This is a genomic window from Marinobacter sp. NFXS11 (assembly GCF_040148675.1).
Taxonomy (GTDB): Bacteria; Pseudomonadota; Gammaproteobacteria; order Pseudomonadales; family Oleiphilaceae; genus Marinobacter.
On record NZ_JAGDDV010000002.1, the window covers coordinates 1 to 22,385 of the forward strand.

Consider the following 22,385-nt stretch of genomic DNA (forward strand, 5'->3'; position numbering starts at 1 on the left):
ACGTGATGGATCATTCCGCCGGTTATCACGCAGTGGTCGCCCTGCTGGCCGCACTGCATCAAAAGCGCCGGAGCGGGGAAGGCCAGTACATCGACCTGGCCGCCCGTGACGTTGCCTCCGCGATGATTGGCGATGCCCTGTTGATGGCCAGCCTGGGGCAGGAGCCGGTTCGCCCCGGCAACGATGATCTGATGATGTCGCCCCACGGAGTCTACCCCACGTCAACTACCGATCGCTGGCTCACCATTGCGGTTCGGGACGACCGGGAATGGCGAGCGCTGGTGGGTGTGATTGGCACGCCGTCAGCGGCCGACGATCCACGTTTTGCCAGGGCCGAGGCGCGCCTGAAAAACCGGAAACTGGTCAACGAACTGGTCACCGACTGGCTCAGGGGGAAAGGTGCAGAGCCCACCGCTGAGCAATTACAGAATGCGGGCATATGTGCCCATGTCTCCTGGAACACTCAGGAGATCGCAGAGTGTCCTCACCTGCTCCAGCGAGGGGCGCTTACAACGGTTAACGACCCGAGTAATCCTGAGAGGCTTGCGGTCGGGACCCCCGCACGCTTCAGTGGAACCCCGGATGTCGGAATTCGCAGAGGCACCCCGGACCTGGGGCAGGATGAGGATTATGTCTTCGGAGAATTGCTTGGGCTGAACTCCGCACAGAGACAAGATCTGGAACAACGCGAAATTATATTCTGAATTCTCACAAACCACTAAAGCGTTAAAAGGAAGAGAAAAATGAGCAACTCAATCTATCTCGTACTCGACATGATGAACGACCTGGTTCATGAAGACGGCGTGAGCAGTAAAGGTCCCTATGGGGAACAGGTGCGCTCCAGAAACATTGTCGAGAACACTCGAATCGCGATTGAAAAGGCCCGTGCCGCTGGCATTCCGGTGGGGTTTGTTCGTGTTGGCTTTTCGCCTGATTACCGCGAGTGCCCGCCAAACTCACCGATCTTCAATAAGGCAAGGGACAACAACATTTTCAAACTTGGCGAATGGGGTACTGAGACCCATCCTGCCTTGGGCCAGACTTCCGAGGACATCGATGTCGTTAAACACCGTGTCAGTCCTTTTTACTCAACAACTCTTGAAGCGGTGCTCAGCGCAAAAGGTATAACCCGAATCTACTGTTCAGGCATTTCCACGAACGCGGTTGTTCAGGCCACTGTCAGGGATGGACATGACCGCGATTTTGAGATGGTTGTGCTGGAGGACTGTTGCTGCGGTACGAGCAAAGAAGAGCACGAAATTGCCATCAAGAGCCTTGAGCGGTTCTGTGCACAAACATCTTCATCCAACGTCGAGTTCAAGTGAGGAAGTATGGAGCGCACAGCCCGTAGCATCTTGTTCGTACCCGGTAGTCGTCCCGATCGATTTGAAAAAGCCCGCAACAGCGGAGCACACCAAATTGCGATTGATCTCGAAGATGCCGTATCTCCTGCAGAAAAAAACGAGGCCAGAGCCGCTACAGCGGCCTGGCTTGGAAAGGGGAACGTGGCTACCGTTCGCATCAATGCTGCCGACACCGAATGGTTCAAGGGCGACCTGGAAATGATGGCTGGCGCCCCTCAGGCGACAGTCATGCTTCCGAAAGCTGATTTCAGATCAGTTAGGGAGACCGCACAGGCACTTCCTGGCCATAAGCTGATTGCGTTGATTGAGACAGTTAAAGGCTTCAAGGAGCTTCGGAGCGTTGCCGAATCAAGCGGTGTTACGCGACTCGCGTTTGGCAGTGTCGATTTCGGAACTGAAACAGGTATTACGGACGAAGGTGATGCCATGACCGCCATAAGGACACAGATCATAATCGAGTCCTGCTTTGCCGGCCTGGAGCCTCCTGTTGACGGTGTAAGCGTGGGTTTCGCAAACCCGGATCAAATGAACAACGATGCAAGACGCTCCCGTCAACTCGGCTTTGGCGGCAAGCTCTGCATCCACCCCAAACAAGTGGCCGCAGTGAATGACGCATTCACCCCGGGAGCTGAAGAGGTTGACTGGGCGAGACGCGTAGTGGCTGCAATGCAGAGCAGCAGCGGCGGCGCAACTACGGTGGACGGAAAAATGGTGGACAAGCCCGTTGTGGTGCAAGCGGAACGTATACTAGCGGATTTTCAGTTCGCCAAAGAAAATGGCTGAGGTTTCTGGCCCGGTCCGACAGTACGTCCGGCCGGGCATTGAAAACGGGTCAGAATTAAGAAACTCGAGGACATCATGAATAAGAACAAAATCACCGAAGGCGTTGCGAACAGCAGAAAATCAATCGGGACGGTCGCTGATTAACGAGACACAGCCCAGCGGCGCTGTTATTTCGCCCCTAAATCTTGGCACCGAGGTTTTCTATGGCATCAATACAACAACAAACAGTTATCCCGAATACAACCGGTAAGACCGGCCTTTCTTTCTGGCTGGAGCTGGTATGTCGGTTTCTGGAAAATGTGCTGATCTTCACTGCGGGCTACATGACCATTGCAGCCATGATCATCACGTTCATCGATGTAATCATGCGCTATGCGCTCAACTCACCAATGAGTTGGGTTTTCGATTTCATTACCATGTACCTGCTTCCAGGCTGCTACTTCCTTGCATTTTCTTACGCGTTACGGACGGGGAATCACCTCAAAGTTGACTACTTCAAGGGTAAGTTTCCGCCTCGGTTTACCAAATTCTGTGTGACCGTTTCAGGGCTACTTGCTACAGCACTCTTTGTCTATGTCACCTACACCTACGCAGTCCGCACCTATTCCGCGTGGGAAGAAAACGAAGTGATATATGGCGCGGTCAACTGGCTGGTGTGGCCTTCCGAATTCATCATTGCCATAAGCTCTTTTACCTTTTCGTTCCGACTGTTCCTCAAAACGCTCGATCAGTTCTTCTCAGAGGGGAGTGAAATCTGATGGTTATCGTATTGCCTTTCTTCATCCTGTTTTTCCTTTTGATGATCGGGATTCCCGTTGCACTCAGTCTCGCGATCTCCGGCGCCATAGGGATCATCCTTTCAAACGGTTTTGACGTGCTGCTTGGAATCCTCTCAGCTTCACCAGGCTCCGCTCTGACAACCTACGAATTGCTCACCGTTCCAATGTTCATTCTTATGGCGGAGTTTATGGGCGTCAGTGGGATTACCAACTCCCTGTTCAGCGCAGTTTCAAAATGGACTCAAAAGATCAACGGTGGCGTGGGCATTGCTGCAGTGATCACAGGGGCAGCATTCGGCGCTATTTCAGGGTCGAGCACAGCCGCTGCCGCAACACTGGGCAAAATAAGCACGCCGGCCATGCTTGCTGAAGGTTACTCACCGAAAATGGCAGGCAGCATTGCGGCCATATCAGGAACGATTGCCATGTTGATTCCTCCAAGTGTGGCTTTGATATTCTATGGCCTCCTGAGCGGCGTCAGCATCGGTGATCTACTGATAGCCGGCATTGTGCCGGGGATCCTGGTTACCCTTACCATTGCTATCACCATCAAATTGCTACTGTTAAAAACGCCTATTAAGAGTTCCGGAGACGATTACACACTGATAGAGAAGATTGCAGCTCTGAAAGTTGCCGGTCCCTTCATACTGCTGTTTGGCATTGTGACTGGTTTGATTTATACCGGGATAGCAACTCCTGTCGAGTCCTCAGCCCTTGGCGCTCTGGGAGCCTTCATTCTCGCACTTAAGTCAGGACGACTGGGAGCAAGCGAGCTAAGGCAGGCTCTGGTAAACACCTGCTGTATCTCCGCCATGATCGGACTCATCATCGTCTGCGCGCATATTTTTGGGTATTTCATTACCATGACCGGGGTCACTCGCAACCTCGTTGGTTACGTTGGTGCGCTCGATGTTTCTCCTTACTTTATCCTGTTTTTCCTGGTGATTCTGTATCTGGTCCTCGGGCTGTTTCTGGACCTCATTTCAATACTAATACTCACCATTCCAGTCGTTCTTCCCGTGGTGACCGCCCTTGGATTCGACCCCATATGGTTTGGCGTCATTGTCATTTTGCTCTCGGAAATTGGGATCGTAACTCCACCTGTAGGGATGAACGTATTTGTAGTGGCAAAGGTTGCAGACATTCCTGTCCGGGATCTATTCGCAGGGGTCATACCCTACATTGCCATGCTTCTCGGTTTGATTGCCCTGCTCATCGCGTTTCCGGAGATTGTTCTTTGGCTTCCATCGACAGCGATGAACTAAATAAATTTCTCAGGACGAGTTCCTACGGCCGCAATGGAATGCATAACCGTCGACGAATGTTTTACTGATTAAATTCACTTGACAAGGGGAGGGATCAAAACGAGCATCACTGTAACAGATCGAGGAATGCATTATGCATTATCGTGCATCAATGGCTATTCAACCGTAGTGATATACACAAATAAAACAATACTGACTCAACTACAAAAGGAATACCGGTATGAAATGCTCAACCAAATACAGCCTGGCTCTTGCAGCAATAATGGTTTCACCTCTCACCGCAGCAGCAGCCGAGGTAGAGCCCCTGACACTGAAGTTCGCTGAGTGGCTTCCCACCACTTCATTTGCAACTGAGTACGGCGCGGCACCTTTTATGGAGAAGGTCGAAGAACTCTCTGGCGGCAAAATAACATTTGAATTCTACCCAGCTGAGCAGCTGGGCAGAGGCTCAGAGTCTTTGACTCTGCTGCAAACTGGCGTTGCAGATATCGCCAACGTCTCCCCCGCTTACATCCCTGAAAAATTCCCTCTGTCCGGCGTAGTCGAACTCCCGGAGATCGTTCAAGGATCCTGCTCAGCCGCTGATAGCTTTTATGAACTCGCCCAACCGGGCGGAGCTATCTACGAGGCTGAGTTCAAGAAGCACAAAATCCGCCCACTATGGGTGGGAAACATGGGCAAATACCGAATTCTGACCAGTGACAAGGAAGTATCTTCACTTGAGGATCTTGAGGGGCTCCGTATTCGGACTGCTGGCGGCCCTATGGCATTGACAGCGACGGCACTGGGTTCCAGCCCTGTACGTATGCAGGGTTCTGATGTTCTGACATCGCTAAGTCGCGGAACTTTGGATGGCGTGTATTTCCCTGTTCGAGGAATTCTCGATTACGGCCTTGCGCCGGCTCTCGACCAGATTATTCCGAACCTCACCGTCGGTAGCTTTGGCCTGACATACTCGATCAGTGATCGAGTATGGAATAGTCTCTCGGATCAGCAGCAGGAGATTCTCGTAGAAGCAGGCCAATATGCGATGAAAACGTACTGCGATTATGTAGACAATTCAGAACCCGAAGTAATCGCAGTATTGAAGAACGAACATGGGATCGAACAAACCCCGCTTTCCGACAACGAGCTCACAGAGGCTAGAGCAAAGCTGCAAGACGTTTACGACCAATGGGCTGAGCCTCTGGAAAACAGAGGTCTTCCAGCTAAATCAGTGATCAAGGGTATGCAATAAATTTCCAACAGATCGAGAGCGTCTTCATTCGTCAGGTCTCAATCAGATCTCCGGAATCAAGAAGAGCTTAGGAAATGAAAAGGGGTGCCTTTGGCACCCCTTTTCATTGGTCAGAACAGAGTCTTGAATTCTCTCTGCAACTAAGTCGGTAAAGCTACTCCCCAGCCGGGAGACGGGTTCTGAAAAGCCGTACCGGCCTTTGTCGAGCCACCCAACCCACAGGCTAGGTGGCAGCAGGCTTCACATCAAAGCAGAAGGGTACGAATGTCCCCAAGGAGCTGACTGAGCACCGTGGTAAACCGGGCCGCATCGGCCCCATTCACCGCCCGGTGATCGTAAGACAGCGACAACGGCAGCATTAACCGGGGCTGGAACTCCTTGCCATCCCAAACCGGCTTCATCGCCGCCTTGGACACTCCAAGAATCGCCACCTCCGGCGTATTCACAATCGGCGTAAATGCCGTGCCGCCAATACCACCAAGACTGGTTATGGTAAAACAGGCACCCTGCATCTCTGCCGGCTTCAGCTGCTTGTCCCGGGCCTTCTGGGCAAGCTCGGCGCTTTCCGCCGCCAGCTCCCAAAGACCCTTCTTGTCCACATCCCTGATCACCGGCACCATCAGCCCATGGGGCGTATCCACCGCAATCCCGATGTGAATGTACTTCTTGCGAACCACCTCCTTGCGCTCCATGTCCAGGGACACGTTGAACTGGGGCAGTTCCGCAAGTGCCGTGGCACAGGCCTTCAGCAGGAACGGCAGCGGCGTCATCTTCACGCCCTTCTTCTCGCCGGCTGTTTTCTGGGCCTTGCGGAAATCCTCCATGTCGGTGATATCCGCATCCTCGAACTGGGTCACGTGGGGCACGTTCAACCAGCTGCGCTGCATGTTGTTCGCCGTGGCGAACATCATCCGCGACATGGCCTCACGCTTCACCTCACCAAACTGGCTGAAGTCCGGCAACTTGACCCCAGGAATACCGGATCCGGTGGCAACACCACCGCCCTGCTGAGCCTGCTTGAGCTGGCTCTTCACATAGGCATGGACATCGTCCTTGATAATCCGGCTCTTCGGACCAGAGCCCTTGATGCGGGCCAGATCGGCACCCAGCTCCCGGGCCAGCTTGCGCACGGCCGGGCCAGCGTGAACCTTGGCGCCCGGCGTCGGCGGCTCATAGGTGGCACCTTGGGGCTCAGGGGCAGACTCCGCTTGCTGCTTTGGCTTCTCTTCGGACTTCGATTCGGCCTTTTCTTCCTTGGCCGGCTCTTCTGAAGCCGGCTCAGAGGCTTCTTCCTCTTCGCCACCGTCTTCCTGAACGGTCATCTCCAGCAGCTCATCGCCCTCGGAGAGCTTGTCACCCTCGGACACCAGGATCTTGCCCACCTTACCCGAGTAGGGCGAGGGAATCTCCATGGTGGCCTTGTCGGATTCCACCGTTACCAGCGGATCGTCGGCTTCAATGGTATCGCCTTCCGACACGTTGATTTCGATGACCGGGACATTGTCAAAGCCATCCAGCGCGGGAACCTTGACGGTCTCCTTGCGGGAGCCACCGGAAGCTTTCTTGGGCGTCGGCTTGCTCTCTTCAGATTTCTCTTCCTGCTTGGCCTCGCCCTTTTCCGCGGCTTTCTCTTCCGGCTTTTCTTCGGAGTCATCACTGCCGGCATCGTCAGAGCCACCGCCATCGGCGCTGGCTTCCATCATCCCGACAACATCACCTTCCTTGACCTTGTCACCCACCTTGACGGTGATCTTGGTGATCTTGCCGGCGCCGGGCGACGGTAGCTCAACCGAGGCTTTGTCTGACTCTACGGTCAGAATCGGATCTTCTGCCTCAACCGAATCCCCTGCGCTGACGGTGATTTCGATAACCTCGACCTCATCCGCACCGCCGAGATCCGGAACCTTGATTTCCTGTTCACTCATGGCGGTCTCCTTAGCTCAGCACCGGGTTCGTTTTGTTGCGATCGATTCCGTACTTGCGCATGGCTTCGAGAACCACATCGTTCTTCACCTCACCGTCCTTGGCCAGAGCTGACAGCGCCGTGACTGTTACGTAGTAACGGTCCACTTCAAAGAAGCTGCGCAGCTTTTCCCGGGTGTCACTGCGGCCAAAGCCGTCGGTGCCCAGGGTCAGGTACGTTTTGGGAATGAACGCCCGGAGCTGCTCGGAGTGCAGCTTGATGTAATCGGTGGAAGACACCACTGGCCCGCTCTGCTTCTCCAGACACTGGGTAACATACGCCTTCTTCGGCTTGTCATCCGGGTGCAGGCGGTTCCAGCGCTCTACGTGCAGGCCTTCACGGGCAAGCTCGTTGAAGCTGGTAACACTCCACACATCGGAGGCAACACCCCAGTCGTCCTTCAGCATCTGGGCGGCAGCGCGCACCTCGTTGAGGATAGCGCCAGCACCAAGCAACTGAACCCGAGGAGTCTTCTTGTTGCCCTTGGTTTCAACAGACTCGAACTTGTACATGCCCTTGATAATGCCGTCTTCGCAATCCTTGGGCATGGCCGGCTGTTCGTAGTTCTCGTTCTCGATGGTCAGGTAGTAGAAGACGTTCTGGTTGTCCTCGAACATCTCTTTCATACCCTTGCGAAGCACCACGGCCATTTCGTAGCCGTAGGCCGGATCGTAGGCCTTACAGTTCGGAATGGTATTGGCCAGCACATGACTGTGACCGTCCTGGTGCTGCAGACCTTCGCCGTTCAGGGTGGTCCGGCCGGCGGTGCCACCGATCAGGAAGCCACGAGCCTGGATATCACCGGAGGCCCACGCCAGATCGCCGACCCGTTGGAAGCCAAACATGGAGTAGAAGATGTAGAACGGAATCAACGGGAAGTTGTTGGTGCTGTATGACGTTGCTGCTGCCATCCACGCGGCCATGGAGCCATCCTCGTTGATACCTTCCTCGAGGATCTGGCCCTTCTTGTCTTCCCGGTAGTACATGATCTGGTCACGGTCTTCGGGCACGTATTTCTGCCCTTCGGCGGTGTAGATGCCGAGCTGACGGAACATGCCTTCCATACCAAAGGTCCGGGCTTCGTCCGGCACGATCGGTACCACACGCTTGCCGATTCGCTTGTCCTTGGTCAGGGCTGTCAGGATACGGACGAAGGCCATGGTGGTGGAGATCTTCCGGTCGCCGGAGCCGTCCAGTACCGCTTTGAAGATGTCCAGATCAGGAATCTGCAGCGGCTGGCAATCTTTACGGCGCTTGGGATAGAAACCACCCAATTCCTGCCGGCGCTTCTTCATGTAGACGATTTCCGGGCTATCCGGCGCTGGCCGATAGTAGGGAACGTCCTTGAGCTCATCGTCCTTCAGCGGCACCGCAAAGCGGTCGCGGAACGATTTCAGCTGCTCGATATCGAGCTTTTTCAGAGAGTGGGCGGTATTCTGAGCCTCGCCTGCCTCGCCAAAGCCATAGCCCTTGATGGTATGGGCCAGTATGACGGTCGGACGCCCACCGTTCTTGTTAATAGCATGGTGGAAGGCTGCATAGATCTTGTAAGGATCATGACCACCCCGGTTGAGCTTGTTGATCTCCTCATCCGACAGATCCTCAACCAGCTTGGCGGTTTCGGGGTATTTGCCGAAGAAATTCTTACGGGTATAGGCCGGGCCATTACTCTTGAAGTTCTGCAGGTCGCCGTCGCAGACCTCGTCCATGACGTGCTGCATCTTTCCTTCCTTGTCCCTCTCGAACAGGGGATCCCAGTGGCGACCCCAGACAACTTTCAGCACGTTCCAACCGGCACCGCGGAAGACGCCCTCAAGCTCCTGGATAATCTTGCCATTACCACGGACTGGACCATCCAGACGCTGAAGGTTGCAGTTGACCACAAAGATAAGGTTGCTGAGGTTTTCACGGCCGGCCATGGAAATGGAACCCAGGGTTTCCGGCTCGTCGCACTCGCCGTCACCGACAAAGCACCAGACCTTGCGATCGCCCATCTCGATGAGCTCCCGACTGTCCAGATACTTCATTACGTGGGCCTGATAAATGGCCTGAATCGGGCCCAGCCCCATGGAAACCGTGGGGAACTGCCAGTAATCCGGCATCAACCAGGGGTGCGGGTAGGACGAAAGGCCGGTGCCATCTACCTCTTCGCGATACTTGTCGAGATCTTTTTCATCGAACCGGCCTTCAAGGAAGGAGCGTGCATAGATGCCCGGAGATGAGTGCCCCTGGAAATAAACCAGATCGGATTCGCGCTTTTCGTCGCCACCGTGGAAGAAGTAGTTAAAGCCAACATCGTAGAGGGTTGCAGCCGACGAGAACGAGGAAACATGGCCGCCAAGATCTCCGGGACGCTGATTGGCGCGCATAACCATAGCCATGGCATTCCAGCGGATCAGAGAGCGAATACGGCGCTCCATGAAGAGGTCGCCGGGCATCGGCGCCTGCTGGGACACAGGAATACTGTTCCTGAATGGCGTGGTAATGGAATATGGCAGCTCGGTTCCGTCACGGCTCGCCCGTTCGGAGAGCCTCTCAAGAATGTATTTGGCCCGGTCTACGCCTTCGTTCTCGATCAGAGATTCCAGCGCGTCCAGCCATTCACTGGTTTCAATGGGATCATCGTCCTGGTACATCAAACCCTCCCCTTGGCATCAAAAAGTGCAGCGCCGCCACGATCAGCAGCCGGGCGCGTTGCGGTATCGAAAAGCTGCGATGAAATGCAGTGTTTTGTTGTGGGTATATCAGCCTGACAGGTGTACCGGCTCCCAGTACACAGAACCTGTACAAAGCATAGAACAGCTTTCACACTTTTCCTGCCCGATCGCCTCCGATTTACGGGCTTTTGGCCCCACGAATGATCGGTGTGCCGATGAAGCGCGCGGATCAGCCAACCCATTTTGTCGTCTTTTTACTACATTTTTAACGCTAAATTCAATTTACACCCTATCTAAATCCATTTCAGGGGCGCTCTTTGCGGTTACTTACGGAAGAATGACCGTTTTTGGACCAGCAGACAACCAGACTGCGACCAATGTCGTAGCATTCTTATCAACCGGGAAATTGATTACCACGCTAAACGATATCCTCGCCGCAATTCGCCACACATTCGCCGCATTTAGTGATTTTTGCTGAGTATTCTGAGCCTTTATCTCTGCTACTCATCTAATTTAACGGAACTTTTTAATTAGACCTGAAAATAATCTCCCGTTTATGTATACTCGCCTGCCTGATTTTTAACCACCGAGAAAGTGGTCGGACCACTTTTCTGCCATTGGCACCAACAGAGGGCGATCTATGAACTCCATAGTCACCTTTCCGAACCGGATTCCTACCACGGAGTTCGAGGAACGGCGTTTCAAGGTCTACACAGACCGCCAGCTCGACAAGATTGAAGTCATTCAGAATCTCCCTGAGGAGACGCTGTTTGAAATGAAGGTGGTAGCCAGCGTGCTACCTTTCCGGGTCAACGAATATGTAATCAATGAACTGATCAACTGGGACAAGGTTCCCAACGACCCGATCTATCAGCTTGTCTTCCCCCAGAAAGGCATGTTGAAAGACGAGCATTACGAGCGCATGGCAACAATGCACCGTGAAGGTGCCGACAAAAAAGAGATCCAGGCGGTTGCCAAGGAAATCCGGGATGAACTGAACCCGCACCCGGCAGGCCAGATGGAAATGAACATGCCCGAGCTGGACGGTGAAGTGCTGGACGGTGTTCAGCACAAGTACCGCGAGACAGTGCTGTTTTTCCCGGCCCAGGGTCAGACCTGCCACTCTTACTGCACCTTCTGTTTCCGCTGGGCACAGTTTGTCGGTGACAAGGACCTGAAAATGGCCAGCACCGAAGCCGAGAAACTCCACGGCTACCTGCAGGAGCACACCGAGGTAACCGACCTGCTGGTGACCGGTGGTGATCCAATGGTCATGAAAACAAAGAACCTGGTGCAGTACCTCGAGCCGCTGCTGGAGCCCGAGTTCGACCACATCCAGACCATCCGCATCGGTACCAAGGCCCTCACCTTCTGGCCATACCGGTTCGTGACCGACAAGGATGCCGATGAGTTGATCGACCTGTTCGCGAAACTGGTCGACGCGGGCAAGCATGTGGCCATCATGGCCCACTACAACCACTGGCAGGAAATCACCACCGAGATTGCCGAAGAGGCCATCCGCCGCATTCGCGCCACCGGTGCCGAAATCCGCGCTCAGGGCCCGCTGATCAAGCACGTCAACGACGATGCCGAAGCCTGGGCCAAGCTGTGGAAGAAGGAAGTGCAGCTGGGCATCATTCCCTACTACATGTTTGTAGAGCGGGACACCGGCGCCAAGAACTACTTCGAAGTGCCCCTTGTCGAGGCTTTCCACATTTATCGCGAAGCCATGAAAAAGGTCAGCGGCCTGGCGCGCACCGCCCGTGGACCCTCCATGAGTGCCGGCCCCGGCAAGGTGGAGATTCAGGGTATTAGCGAGATCCACGGTGAGAAGGTGTTCGTGCTGCGCTTCCTGCAGGGCCGCAACCCGGACTGGGTGCAGCGCCCGTTCTTCGCCAAGTACAGCGAGACGGCCACCTGGCTACACGAGCTGGAACCGGCCTTTGGCGAAGAGAAGTTCTTCTTTGAAGATGAGTATGAGGAAATGAAGAAGGGTAACGGCTGAAAACAGACCCTTATACTGCGGCCCCTCCAACGGGGCCGCTTTGCTTTTCAGCGATTGGGCCGGCGCGCTTTCCAGTTGGGAATAATCCAAAACACCAGGGCTCCGAACACAACCCCGATAATGCCAATCAATGCCATCTGTAGGCCACCATTATCCAGCACACCATCCTGGACGCTCTCTATTCCCAGCAAGCCGGCAATGAGGAGCCATGGAGTGAGAAGTATAAGGGCGCTCAAAGCCAGGAATCGCTGAATTCGACGATCATCTTTTCGACTACGCATAACGACCTCTCCGAATAAATGAGCCTATGAATACTGCATCTATTTGTCATTGGATCAGGTTCGCTATTTTTGCCTGACAAACTTCGGCACAAAACCCTCTGGCTTGTCCCTGAGCCATTCAACAAACGTCCGCAATTCCTCCAGCTCCAGCAACTTTTCCCGGGTGTTGAAGTGCAGACCCAGCTCGTATTCCGAGCGAGCTTTATGAATGGCGTTATGACAGGGACGGCACACCCAGAGCGTTCGGGTGATCAGATCCTCCCTGGTAAACAGTTTCTGGAAGCGCTTCTTCCGATGCAGGTGCTTGGGGATAAGGTGGTGCCGGGTGAGCCTCGCAACCGGGCGTTCGCAGAGTTCGCAATTGTCGGGTTGGGGTGGAAGTTTGAGCATTGCGGAAATACCAGTCGGGTTTCGCCTTCGGCTCTACCCGACCTACGCTGCTGATCGCAAAGGCCAAACGATCAGTGCATCAGGGTATAGAGCTTTCGCCGATAGGTCCGTACATCCGGGTTATTGTTGCCCAGCTTGTCGAACAGCTCGATCAGCGTTGTCTTGGCCACTTCGTCCTTGTACTTACTGTCCACTTGCATTAACCGGATCAGAAGATCCATGGCCTCGGCGTTGTTCTCCTGTAATACGTGGTGGAGCGCCAACTGGTGCAGAGCGTTCGGGTCTTTGGGATCCTGCTCCAGCGCCATTTCAAGATCCTTGATCGGTGGCAGCTCGGCCGACTGTCTGAGAAACTTGATACGGGCCGCCAGCTGCTTGGCCTGGTGCTGCATCTTCTCTTCAGGAGGCAGGCTTTCCAGCACCTGTTCAGCCGTTTCAAGATCGCCCATCTCGGCCTTCAACTGGGCGAGATCGATCAGGACCTTCAGGTTCTCGGGATCCTCCTGGTTCATCTGCGACAGGATGGCCAGCGCTCCCTCAACATCGCCCCCTTCCCAGATCCGATGGGCCTTGTCATACGGATCCTCCTTCGGCGCTTCAACATGCTTGTCCAGAACCTTGCGGATTTCGTTTTCCGGCAGCGCACCGTTAAAACCATCCACCGCCTGGCCGTTCTTGACCAGGATAATCGTGGGCAGGCTGCGCACGCCAAGGCTCGACGTAAGCTGCTCCTGCTCGTCGGCGTTTACCTTGGCCAACATGAACGCGCCCTGGTAATCCTCAGCCAGTTTTTCCAGCACAGGGGTCAACTGTTTGCAGGGCGCACACCACTCGGCCCAGACATCCACCAGAATGGGCGTGCTGGCAGAGGCTTCCATGACCTTCTGCTGAAAGTTTTCCATGGTGGCATCAAAGATGTACGGAGAGTTGCTCATGCAAGGCACCTGAAAAGTCGAATGAATCGTTACGAGTTGTCAGGGACATGGGGCCAACTCCCGCAAATTCAAGCGCCAACTGGCCAAAGCCAACTCCTTGAAATCACCGTATCTGCCGTTACATAGCTAGTAAGCAACACTCCGGGACAATAGCCCAGCAGCCCGTCCCGGACTGATTCACAACCTTTCCGGACGGATACTCGCGGCATGAACAACGATGACACGCAAAACGATTCACTTGAGGAATTCGAAGAGGACGTGACCGAATACATCGGCAAGGACGAGCACAGCAAGAGCCTTGCCCTGCCCCAGCAGATGATGCCCCGGCGCATGTACGTGCTGCCGGTTTCAAACCGCCCTTTCTTTCCGGCCCAAGTGCAGCCGATCGTGGTGAACCAGAACCCGTGGCAGGAAACCCTGAAGCGGGTCGGCGAGACCGACCATAAGGTCATGGGTATCTGCTTTGTAGAAGAACAGGAAGCGGAAGGCGACACCCCTGCCAGTGAGCAATTGGAGGCCGTGGGCTGCGCCGTTCGGGTGCATCACGCCCAGAATGAGAGTGGAAAGGTCCAGTTTATCGCCCAGGGTCTCCAGCGCTTCCGGATTGTCCAGTGGCTGCGCCGCAAGCCACCCTACCTGGTGGAAGTTGAGTACCCGGCGGAACCGGAAGAAGACGCAGACGAGCTCAAGGCCTACACCCTGGCCATCATCAGCTCGATCAAGGAGCTTCTGCGTACCAACCCGCTCTATGGTGAAGACGTAAAGCAGTACCTTTCCCGATTCGGGCCGGATGACAGCTCACCGCTGGCCGATTTCGGCGCCTCGATGACCAGCGCCCCGGGCAACGAGCTGCAGGATGTGCTGGACACCGTTCCCCTGCTTCGCCGTATGGAGAAGGTTCTGTTGCTGATGCGCAAGGAACAGGAAGTGGCGAAACTGCAGTCGGAAATCAGCGAAGAGGTGAACGCAAAGGTCCAGAAGCATCAGCGCGAGTTCTTCCTGAAGGAACAGCTCAAGGTCATTCAGCGCGAGCTGGGCATGGCCAAGGATGACAAGACCGCCGATGTGGAACGTTTCCAGGAGCGCATGGCGGAGCTCAACCCGCCTGAGGCGGTTCAGGAGCGATTCAACGATGAAGTCGAAAAGCTTCAGGTACTGGAGCAGGGCTCGCCGGAATATGGCGTCACCCGTAATTATCTGGATTGGCTGACGCAGGTTCCCTGGGGCGTTCATTCAGAAGATCACTTCGATCTGGCCGAAGCTCGCCGGATTCTGGACCGGGATCACGACGGCCTGGACGATGTGAAAGATCGCATCATCGAGTTCCTGGCCGAAGGTACCTTCAAAGGGGAAGTCAGCGGCTCAATCCTCCTGCTGGTGGGCCCGCCCGGCGTTGGCAAGACATCCATCGGCCATTCCGTGGCGGATGCACTGGGGCGGAAGTTCTACCGCTTCAGCGTGGGCGGCATGCGGGATGAAGCTGAAATCAAAGGCCACCGTCGCACCTACATCGGCGCCATGCCGGGCAAGTTTGTCCAGGCACTGAAAGACTCAAAGGTGGCAAACCCGGTCATCATGCTGGATGAAATCGACAAGATCGGTGCGTCTTTCCAGGGTGATCCCGCTTCAGCCCTGCTGGAGACCCTGGACCCGGAACAGAACCGAGACTTTCTCGACCACTATCTGGACGTCCGCATGGACCTGTCCAAGGTTCTGTTCATCTGCACCGCCAACCAGCTGGACACGATTCCGCGGCCGCTGCTCGATCGGATGGACGTGATTCGTCTTTCCGGCTACATCGCGGAAGAAAAACTGGCCATTGCGAAGCACTTCCTGCTACCCAGACTGCTGAAGAGGGCCGGGCTGCTGAAAAAGCAGTTAAACATCACCGACGCCGCAATCAAGCAGGTTATTGAGGGGTACGCCCGCGAAGCCGGCGTTCGAAGCCTGGAAAAGCTGCTGCACAAGATACTCCGCAAGGGCATCGTGAAGCTGCTGGACAATCCGGACCAGCCGGTGAAGGTGGGCGTTTCCGATCTGCAGAGCTACCTCGGACAGCCCTCGTTCAAGAAAGAGAAATCTCTCAAAGGCACCGGTGTTGTAACCGGCCTGGCCTGGACCGCCATGGGCGGGGCCACCCTGAGCATCGAGGCCTCCAGGATTCACAGCTCCCAGCGCGGTTTCAAACTGACCGGCCAGTTGGGGGATGTGATGAAGGAGTCCGCAGAAATCGCCTACAGCTATGTGTCCTCAAACCTGAAGCGCTATAAAGGTGACCCGACATTCTTCGACAAGTCCTTCGTGCACTTGCACGTGCCCGAAGGCGCCACGCCGAAGGATGGCCCCAGCGCCGGCGTCACCATGGCAACCGCCCTGCTGTCGATCGCACGGCGGGAGGCACCTCAGCAGAACATCGCCATGACCGGAGAACTAACCCTGACCGGACAGGTTCTGCCGGTGGGCGGCATTCGCGAGAAAGTGATTGCAGCGCGCCGGCAGAAAATCAGCAATCTGATCCTGCCGGAAGCCAACCGGGGCGATTACGAGGAGTTGCCGGAGTACCTGAAGGAAGGCCTGGTGGTGAACTTTGCCAAGCATTACAGCGATGTTTTCCAGGTGTGCTTTGGGAACAAGCCCAGGAAGGGGTCTTCGGTGCATTAATCGAGCGAGTTTGTCGGATTACGCTTTGCTAATCCGACCTACGAATTTGAGACATGTGACTTGTAGGTCGGATTAGACACGAAGGGTCGTAATCCGACACCACTGTTCAGGCTTTCTCTTTCCAGCCATCGTCCTTCAACACCGACCCGACGGTCAGCACCGGCGATGCATCAATGTCGTCGGCATCCATCATATTCGCTACCCGCTGAAGCGAGGCCAGAATCATGGTTTGCTCCCATTCCGCCAGGCTCTGGAATTTCTGAATGAAATCCTCCTGCAACGGATTGGGCGCCCGGGCCAGAAGATCTGCGCCTTCCTCGGTCAGGTGCGCGTGAACCTTACGTTTGTCCTGGGTGCTGCGTACCCGATAAACCAGTTTCCGATGCTCCAGGCGGTCCAGGATGGTCGTTACCGTCGCCTGGCTGAGACTGACCTTTTCTGCAATGGTGCCGATAGTCACCTCGCCCAGATCCCGAATCGTTCTCATGATGAGCAACTGCGGCCCCGTGAGCCCGGCATGCTTGCTGAGGCGCTTCGAATGAAGGTCCGTCGCCCGGATAACCCGCCTGAGAGCCACCAGTACATCTTCATAACTGTTCACAGCAATACTCCGAATCGGTCATGGGAATTTCTTTATACCCCTAACTATTAGAGGTCTTTGCACCCGCGATTGCAAGTCAGGGAGATTCCCGGCATTTTTTCGGCCGTCCACTATGCTAAGGTTTCTCACTTGTTCAACTTACGACAGACGGACGGAATGCGCCCGATGATCAAGTATTTCCTGCCTTTTCTTTTGATGACGACATTCGCCGGCACCCTCCTCGCCCAGGATAAACTGGGGCCAGAGAAAGAGCTCACCGCAGAGGATCTGGAAGAGAGCATCAAAACGCTGGACGAACCCATGTATACGCCCTTTGTGGAGCTGTACCTGCTGGAAGAAAGCAAAGCGTTGCGCAAGGAAATGCAAAACACCCGGGCAGAGCTGATCGAAAAGGTGGTCGACAAGGAGCTGTCGGTAGCGGACAAGACCATGTCCTACGCCACCGACACCGTCACCTACTTCTTCTACCTGATCGCTGGCGCCACCTCTATTCTCGTTGTTATCGGCTGGAACTCCATCCGGGATATGCGCAATCAGCTGACCAGCCTGGCCGAAAAACGGGTCAACGAGCTGGTGATCGAGTATGAGCAGCGGCTTGAGTTCATCGAGGATCAGCTCAAGCAGAAATCCGACATCATTCACCAGAACCAGGCCGAGATCGAGCGCACCAACGAAGTGCATTCCCTGTGGCTGAAAGCCAGCCAGGAGACCTCGCAGCAGAACAAGATCTCTGCCTACGACCAGATTCTGGATCTTCGCCCGGATGATGTGGAAGCTCTGAGCTACAAGGCCGACGCTGTCCTGGAAATGCAGGAACCTTTGTGGGCCATCAGTCTCTGCCAGCGGGCGCTGAAGCTTGCACCGGATAATGGCCACGCGCACTATCAGTTGGCATGTGCCTATGCGGAAATCGGCCGCTGGGACGACGCAGTCAGTACCTTGAAGAAAGCTATTGAAATTTCCGAGGCATACCGCGACGATGCTTCCGTAGACGTGAGTTTTGACCAGCTCCGCGAACATGAGAGCTTCCGGGTGCTGGTCTCAGAGGATGAAGAAGACGGCAGGGATGCGTGACACCGCTCAGAGCGGCACGGGTTTTGCCTTTTCAGACAGGCCCGTGTTCCGGAGCAAACTCCAGAGCCATCTGCTTGACAAGCAGTGAGGTGTGGTGTTTGTTTAACTCTCTGAGAACACAAGAATAACCCTGAAATAAAACAGGACAGACTCAATGAGAACTTCAGTAAAAAAACTCGTAACCGCTGTAAGTACTTCCGTAGCCCTGATGGGCGCCGGCCACGCCGCTGCAGAAATCCAGATCGGTATTGCCGGCCCCATGACTGGCCCTGTTGCCCAGTATGGTGACATGCAATTCTCCGGTGCCCGTATGGCGATCGAGCAGATCAACGCCAATGGCGGCGTCATGGGTGAAGAACTGGTTGCCGTCGAATACGACGATGTGTGTGACCCGAAGCAGGCCGTTACCGTTGCCAACAGCCTGGTCAATGATGGCGTACGCTTCGTGATCGGCCACCTGTGCTCCAGCTCCACCCAGCCCGCTTCCGACATCTATGAAGATGAAGGCATCCTGATGGTGACTCCGGCTTCCACCAGCCCGGAAATCACCGAGCGTGGCTATGAGCTGGTATTCCGCACCATCGGCCTGGACAGCATGCAGGGCCCGGTTGCCGCCAATTACATTGCCTCCCAGAATCCTGAGCGCGTAGCTATCGTTCACGACAAGCAGCAGTACGGTGAAGGTATTGCCACCGCCGTTCGTGACACCCTGAAGGACGCTGGCATTGAAATCGCCATGTTCGAAGGTATCACCGCCGGTGACAAGGATTTCTCCTCACTCGTCACCAAACTCAAGCAGGCCGATGTGGATTACGTCTACTACGGCGGTTACCACCCGGAGCTGGGTCTTATCCTGCGCCAGGCTGACTCCGCTGGCCTGGATGCCCGCTTCATGGGCCCCGAGGGCGTCGGTAACAAGGACATCAACACCATCGCCGGCGAAGCGGCCGAAGGTCTCCTGGTAACCCTGCCACCGGCATTCGACCAGAAAGCTGAAAACCAGGCGCTCGTGAAGGCATTCCAGGACAAGGGCGAGGATCCTTCCGGTCCGTTCGTTCTGACTTCCTACACCGCTGTTCAACTGGTTGCCGAAGGCATTGAAGCCGCCGGTTCCACCGATCCGTTCGATGTTGCCGCTGCACTGCGCGAAGGCACCTTCCAGACCCCGATCGGTACTGTTGAATACGACAAGGCCGGCGACATGAAGTCATTCGAGTTTGTTGTGTACGAATGGCATTCAGATGGAAGCAAAACTCCGGTAAACTAAGCCAAAATCGTTAACAAACGGTAATCATGAGAACACCTTCTCACCGCGATCCGGGAGAAGGTGTTTTTCTAGGCTCCTGTTGATCCTCCCCCACTTCCTGCCCGGATATCCCGGGCACGGCGTGTGGTAGCGGAGGGAGCAGGCTTTCGGAGTCCCATAACAATGCAAGACCTCCTTTATTTCTCACAGCAGCTCATTAACGGGCTGACGATCGGGAGCACTTACGCCCTGATCGCCATCGGCTACACGATGGTTTACGGCATCATCGGCATGATCAACTTTGCCCATGGTGAAATCTATATGATCGGTGCCTACACGGCGCTGATTGCCATTACCGGCCTCGCCTCGCTGGGCGTTGCCTGGCTGCCGCTGATACTGATCGTGGCCCTGCTCTGCGCAATGCTAGTCTCCAGCTCCATGGGCTGGGCGGTGGAACGGGTGGCTTACCGGCCGGTGCGGGGACGTCATCGCCTGATCCCGCTGATCTCGGCTATCGGGATGTCCATCTTCCTTCAAAACTACGTTCACCTGGCACAGGGGTCCCGCAACATCGGCTTCCCGGCCCTGATTGACGGTGGCTTCAACTTCGGTTCCGGTGACGGTTTCCAGATGTCCCTGTCCTACATGCAGATCACCATCTTCATCACCACGCTGGTCTGTATGACAGCCCTGTCCCTGTTCATATCCCGTTCACGGACTGGCCGCGCCTGCCGAGCGGTGTCACAGGATCTGGGCATGGCGAACCTGCTGGGCATCGACACCAACCGGATCATCTCGGCAACCTTTGTAATCGGTGCAGCGCTGGCAGCCGTTGCCGGCCTTCTTCTGGGCATGTACTACGGTTCGGTTGACCCTCTGTTCGGCTTCATTGCCGGCTTGAAAGCCTTCACCGCAGCGGTACTTGGCGGCATTGGCAGCATCCCCGGCGCGATGCTGGGCGGACTGATACTGGGCGTTGCAGAGAGCATGACCTCCGGCTACCTCAGCGGTGAGTATAAGGATGTGATCTCGTTCAGCCTGCTGATCCTGATTCTGCTGTTCAAACCCACCGGCCTGCTCGGCAAACCGGAGGTTGAGAAGATCTAATGGCTGCTAACAATTTCAGACACGCGCTCTTCTGTGCGTTCATTACACTGATCATTTCCTACCCGATCATTGGTTTCAATCTTGAAGCCCAGGGCATCAACGTGACCCTGACCGGCGCCGATGCCAGCACCATCGTACTGGTACTGCTCGCGGCGGTGATCGTATTCCTGTTCCAGATGTTCCGGGAACAGATCATGGGGACCTTGAAGAGCATTCCCAAGCCGCTGCCACAATCCAGCAAGGAACCCATGGCGGAAAACCGTCGGGCAAAGATTGAGTCCTGGGTACTCACCGGCATCGTGGTTCTTGCCCTGTTCTGGCCCTTCTTCGTGTCCCGCGGTTCCGTGGATCTGGCCACACTGGTGCTGATCTATGTGATGCTGGCCCTTGGCCTGAACGTGGTGGTCGGTCTGGCCGGCCTTCTGGATCTGGGCTACGTGGCATTCTACGCCGTGGGTGCCTATACCTTTGCCTTATTGTCCCAGTACACAGGCATCTCGTTCTGGTTGGCTCTGCCCATCGGTGCCCTGCTCGCCGCTCTGTTCGGTCTTGTTCTCGGTTTTCCGGTACTCCGACTACGAGGGGACTATCTGGCTATTGTCACTCTGGGGTTCGGCGAGATCATCCGGATATTGCTCAATAACTGGACCACTCTGACTGGCGGCCCCAATGGTATTGGCGGCATTCCGGATCCGACCCTGTTCGGCATGGAATTTGGTCGCAGGGTGAAGGAAGAAGGCAACACATCCTTCCACGAAACCTTCGGCATCGCCTACAGCGGCGAGCACAAGGTCATCTTCCTGTACCTCATTGCTTTGGTTCTGGCGGTATTCACCGCGCTCGTGATCCGTCGATTCATGCGGATGCCCGTAGGTCGAGCCTGGGAAGCACTGCGGGAAGACGAGATCGCTGCCCGTTCACTGGGTCTCAGCCGCACCGCCGTGAAGCTGTCCGCCTTTACCATTGGCGCCTTCTTTGCCGGTTTCGCCGGCACTGTATTCGCCTCCAAGCAGGGCTTTATCAGCCCGGAATCGTTTGTCTTCCTGGAGTCTGCCATCATCCTGGCGATCGTGGTTCTCGGGGGCATGGGGTCCCAGATCGGTGTGGTACTGGCGGCTATCGCTGTCACCATCCTGCCGGAACTGGCCCGTGAGTTCTCCGAGTACCGCATGCTGATCTTCGGTGCCGCCATGGTGCTGATGATGGTCTGGCGTCCGCAGGGCCTGATGCCCATGCGCCGCATTCATATTGAACTGAAAAGGCAGGAGTGACAGACGATGCTTGAAGTACAGAATCTGTCCATGCGCTTTGGCGGCCTGCTGGCGGTAGACGAAGTGTCTCTGGACGTTCAGGAACACGAGATTGTGTCCATCATCGGCCCCAACGGGGCTGGAAAAACCACTGTTTTCAACTGCATGAGCGGTTTTTACAAGCCCACGGGCGGCAAGATCCTGTTCGAGGGCAAGGAAGTACAGGGCAAGCCTGACTACAAGATCTCCCGTCTGGGGATGGTTCGCACCTTCCAGCATGTCCGGCTGTTCAGCCAGATGACGGTGGTGGAAAACCTGCTGGTGGCACAACATCGCCACCTGAACACCAACCTGATTTCCGGCCTCATCCAGACACCCAGTTACCGGAAGAAAGAGCAGAAGTCCCTGGACCGGGCCGCCTACTGGCTGGACCGGGTAGGCCTGCTCGACATGGCCAACCGGGAGGCCGGCAACCTGGCCTATGGCCAGCAACGGCGCCTGGAGATTGCCCGCTGCATGGTCACCGAGCCCAAGCTGCTAATGCTCGACGAGCCGGCAGCCGGCCTCAACCCGGCGGAAACCAAGGAACTCAACCAGCTGATCATCAGCCTGAAAGAGGACTACAACGTTTCCGTAGTGCTGATTGAGCACGACATGAGCCTGGTAATGGATATTTCCGACCGCATCAACGTCATCAACCAGGGCCGCCCCCTGGCCAGTGGCACGCCGGAAGAAATCCGCCAGAACGACGACGTGATCAAAGCCTATCTGGGCGAGGCCTGAGGTA

20 protein-coding genes are annotated in these 22,385 nt (G+C 55.6%); 14 read left to right on the forward strand and 6 right to left on the reverse strand.

The window, feature by feature from the left end; translation table 11 throughout:
- The 6 genes from J3362_RS09125 to J3362_RS09150 all read left to right on the forward strand — a co-directional run.
- A partial coding sequence (locus J3362_RS09125; protein WP_349519272.1) for a CoA transferase occupies positions 1-704 on the forward strand: 704 nt, incomplete at its 5' end.
- Positions 705-743: 39 nt separating this feature from the next.
- The gene (locus tag J3362_RS09130; RefSeq protein WP_349519273.1) at positions 744-1,325 is read left to right on the forward strand and encodes a cysteine hydrolase family protein; all 582 of its coding nucleotides are present in this window, start codon (positions 744-746) and stop codon (positions 1,323-1,325) included.
- Positions 1,326-1,331: 6 nt separating this feature from the next.
- Positions 1,332-2,147, forward strand: a complete 816-nt coding sequence (locus tag J3362_RS09135; protein ID WP_349519274.1) for an HpcH/HpaI aldolase/citrate lyase family protein — start codon at positions 1,332-1,334, stop codon at positions 2,145-2,147.
- Positions 2,148-2,350: 203 nt separating this feature from the next.
- Positions 2,351-2,905, forward strand: a complete 555-nt coding sequence (locus J3362_RS09140; protein ID WP_349519275.1) for a TRAP transporter small permease — start codon at positions 2,351-2,353, stop codon at positions 2,903-2,905.
- Positions 2,905-4,191, forward strand: a complete 1,287-nt coding sequence (locus J3362_RS09145) for a TRAP transporter large permease (protein ID WP_349519276.1) — start codon at positions 2,905-2,907, stop codon at positions 4,189-4,191. Before J3362_RS09140 ends, J3362_RS09145 begins: the two co-directional genes overlap by 1 nt.
- Before the next feature lie 220 nt (positions 4,192-4,411).
- On the forward strand, positions 4,412-5,428 hold the full coding sequence (locus tag J3362_RS09150) for a TRAP transporter substrate-binding protein (protein ID WP_349519277.1): 1,017 nt from the start codon (positions 4,412-4,414) through the stop codon (positions 5,426-5,428).
- Positions 5,429-5,673: 245 nt separating this feature from the next.
- On the opposite strand, the gene aceF is transcribed toward J3362_RS09150, so the two are convergent.
- Positions 5,674-7,353: a dihydrolipoyllysine-residue acetyltransferase gene (gene aceF, locus J3362_RS09155; protein WP_349519278.1), complete on the reverse strand. Its 1,680-nt coding sequence runs from the start codon at positions 7,351-7,353 to the stop codon at positions 5,674-5,676.
- 10 nt (positions 7,354-7,363) lie between these two features.
- On the reverse strand, positions 7,364-10,027 hold the full coding sequence (aceE, locus tag J3362_RS09160; protein WP_349519279.1) for a pyruvate dehydrogenase (acetyl-transferring), homodimeric type: 2,664 nt from the start codon (positions 10,025-10,027) through the stop codon (positions 7,364-7,366).
- 25 nt (positions 10,028-10,052) lie between these two features.
- Here aceE and J3362_RS09165 point away from each other — a divergent pair, with 25 nt between their 5' ends.
- Together J3362_RS09165 and J3362_RS09170 are read left to right on the forward strand one after the other, a co-directional pair.
- Positions 10,053-10,526, forward strand: coding sequence for a hypothetical protein (locus J3362_RS09165; protein WP_349519280.1), 474 nt, complete (start codon positions 10,053-10,055; stop codon positions 10,524-10,526).
- 162 nt (positions 10,527-10,688) lie between these two features.
- The gene (locus tag J3362_RS09170) at positions 10,689-12,053 is read left to right on the forward strand and encodes a KamA family radical SAM protein (protein WP_349519281.1); all 1,365 of its coding nucleotides are present in this window, start codon (positions 10,689-10,691) and stop codon (positions 12,051-12,053) included.
- Between the two features lie 47 nt (positions 12,054-12,100).
- On the opposite strand, the gene J3362_RS09175 is transcribed toward J3362_RS09170, so the two are convergent.
- The 3 genes from J3362_RS09175 to trxA all read right to left on the reverse strand — a co-directional run bounded on the left by J3362_RS09175 (position 12,101) and on the right by trxA (position 13,659).
- Complete coding sequence (locus J3362_RS09175; RefSeq protein ID WP_349519282.1) at positions 12,101-12,334, reverse strand: hypothetical protein; 234 nt, start codon at positions 12,332-12,334, stop codon at positions 12,101-12,103.
- Between the two features lie 63 nt (positions 12,335-12,397).
- Positions 12,398-12,724, reverse strand: a complete 327-nt coding sequence (locus J3362_RS09180) for a hypothetical protein (protein WP_349519284.1) — start codon at positions 12,722-12,724, stop codon at positions 12,398-12,400.
- Between the two features lie 71 nt (positions 12,725-12,795).
- Entirely contained in the window at positions 12,796-13,659 is an 864-nt protein-coding gene (trxA, locus tag J3362_RS09185; protein WP_349519285.1) for a thioredoxin, read from the reverse strand.
- Positions 13,660-13,866: 207 nt separating this feature from the next.
- Between trxA and lon the strand changes: the two genes are divergently transcribed.
- A complete protein-coding gene (gene lon / locus J3362_RS09190) occupies positions 13,867-16,320 on the forward strand; it encodes an endopeptidase La (protein ID WP_349519286.1) in 2,454 nt (817 codons plus the stop codon).
- Positions 16,321-16,426: 106 nt separating this feature from the next.
- Here lon and J3362_RS09195 read toward each other — a convergent pair whose 3' ends face one another.
- Positions 16,427-16,921 (reverse strand): MarR family winged helix-turn-helix transcriptional regulator, encoded by a 495-nt coding sequence (locus J3362_RS09195; RefSeq protein WP_008171562.1) that lies wholly within the window; start codon positions 16,919-16,921, stop codon positions 16,427-16,429.
- Between the two features lie 165 nt (positions 16,922-17,086).
- On the opposite strand from J3362_RS09195, the gene J3362_RS09200 reads away from it, so the two are divergent.
- The 5 genes from J3362_RS09200 to livG all read left to right on the forward strand — a co-directional run bounded on the left by J3362_RS09200 (position 17,087) and on the right by livG (position 22,381).
- On the forward strand, positions 17,087-17,995 hold the full coding sequence (locus J3362_RS09200; RefSeq protein ID WP_088559079.1) for a TPR end-of-group domain-containing protein: 909 nt from the start codon (positions 17,087-17,089) through the stop codon (positions 17,993-17,995).
- A gap of 154 nt (positions 17,996-18,149) precedes the next feature.
- Positions 18,150-19,262: a branched-chain amino acid ABC transporter substrate-binding protein gene (locus J3362_RS09205; protein WP_349519287.1), complete on the forward strand. Its 1,113-nt coding sequence runs from the start codon at positions 18,150-18,152 to the stop codon at positions 19,260-19,262.
- A gap of 162 nt (positions 19,263-19,424) precedes the next feature.
- Positions 19,425-20,348, forward strand: a complete 924-nt coding sequence (gene livH, locus J3362_RS09210; protein ID WP_349519288.1) for a high-affinity branched-chain amino acid ABC transporter permease LivH — start codon at positions 19,425-19,427, stop codon at positions 20,346-20,348.
- On the forward strand, positions 20,348-21,619 hold the full coding sequence (locus J3362_RS09215) for a high-affinity branched-chain amino acid ABC transporter permease LivM (RefSeq protein WP_349519289.1): 1,272 nt from the start codon (positions 20,348-20,350) through the stop codon (positions 21,617-21,619). Before livH ends, J3362_RS09215 begins: the two co-directional genes overlap by 1 nt.
- A 6-nt stretch (positions 21,620-21,625) precedes the next feature.
- Entirely contained in the window at positions 21,626-22,381 is a 756-nt protein-coding gene (gene livG, locus J3362_RS09220; protein ID WP_014578286.1) for a high-affinity branched-chain amino acid ABC transporter ATP-binding protein LivG, read from the forward strand.
- Positions 22,382-22,385 lie beyond the last annotated feature (4 nt).

Excerpts from the sequence above, each read along its gene's own strand:
- J3362_RS09130 (WP_349519273.1), top strand. The coding sequence starts at position 744 with ATGAGCAACTCAATCTATCTCGTACTCGACATGATGAACGACCTGGTT.
- J3362_RS09135 (WP_349519274.1), top strand. The coding sequence starts at position 1,332 with ATGGAGCGCACAGCCCGTAGCATCTTGTTCGTACCCGGTAGTCGTCCC.
- J3362_RS09140 (WP_349519275.1), top strand. The coding sequence starts at position 2,351 with ATGGCATCAATACAACAACAAACAGTTATCCCGAATACAACCGGTAAG.
- J3362_RS09145 (WP_349519276.1), top strand. The coding sequence starts at position 2,905 with ATGGTTATCGTATTGCCTTTCTTCATCCTGTTTTTCCTTTTGATGATC.
- J3362_RS09150 (WP_349519277.1), top strand. The coding sequence starts at position 4,412 with ATGAAATGCTCAACCAAATACAGCCTGGCTCTTGCAGCAATAATGGTT.
- aceF (WP_349519278.1), bottom strand. The coding sequence starts at position 7,353 with ATGAGTGAACAGGAAATCAAGGTTCCGGATCTCGGCGGTGCGGATGAG.
- aceE (WP_349519279.1), bottom strand. The coding sequence starts at position 10,027 with ATGTACCAGGACGATGATCCCATTGAAACCAGTGAATGGCTGGACGCG.
- J3362_RS09170 (WP_349519281.1), top strand. The coding sequence starts at position 10,689 with ATGAACTCCATAGTCACCTTTCCGAACCGGATTCCTACCACGGAGTTC.
- J3362_RS09175 (WP_349519282.1), bottom strand. The coding sequence starts at position 12,334 with ATGCGTAGTCGAAAAGATGATCGTCGAATTCAGCGATTCCTGGCTTTG.
- J3362_RS09180 (WP_349519284.1), bottom strand. The coding sequence starts at position 12,724 with ATGCTCAAACTTCCACCCCAACCCGACAATTGCGAACTCTGCGAACGC.
- trxA (WP_349519285.1), bottom strand. The coding sequence starts at position 13,659 with ATGAGCAACTCTCCGTACATCTTTGATGCCACCATGGAAAACTTTCAG.
- lon (WP_349519286.1), top strand. The coding sequence starts at position 13,867 with ATGAACAACGATGACACGCAAAACGATTCACTTGAGGAATTCGAAGAG.
- J3362_RS09200 (WP_088559079.1), top strand. The coding sequence starts at position 17,087 with ATGATCAAGTATTTCCTGCCTTTTCTTTTGATGACGACATTCGCCGGC.
- J3362_RS09205 (WP_349519287.1), top strand. The coding sequence starts at position 18,150 with ATGAGAACTTCAGTAAAAAAACTCGTAACCGCTGTAAGTACTTCCGTA.
- livH (WP_349519288.1), top strand. The coding sequence starts at position 19,425 with ATGCAAGACCTCCTTTATTTCTCACAGCAGCTCATTAACGGGCTGACG.
- J3362_RS09215 (WP_349519289.1), top strand. The coding sequence starts at position 20,348 with ATGGCTGCTAACAATTTCAGACACGCGCTCTTCTGTGCGTTCATTACA.
- livG (WP_014578286.1), top strand. The coding sequence starts at position 21,626 with ATGCTTGAAGTACAGAATCTGTCCATGCGCTTTGGCGGCCTGCTGGCG.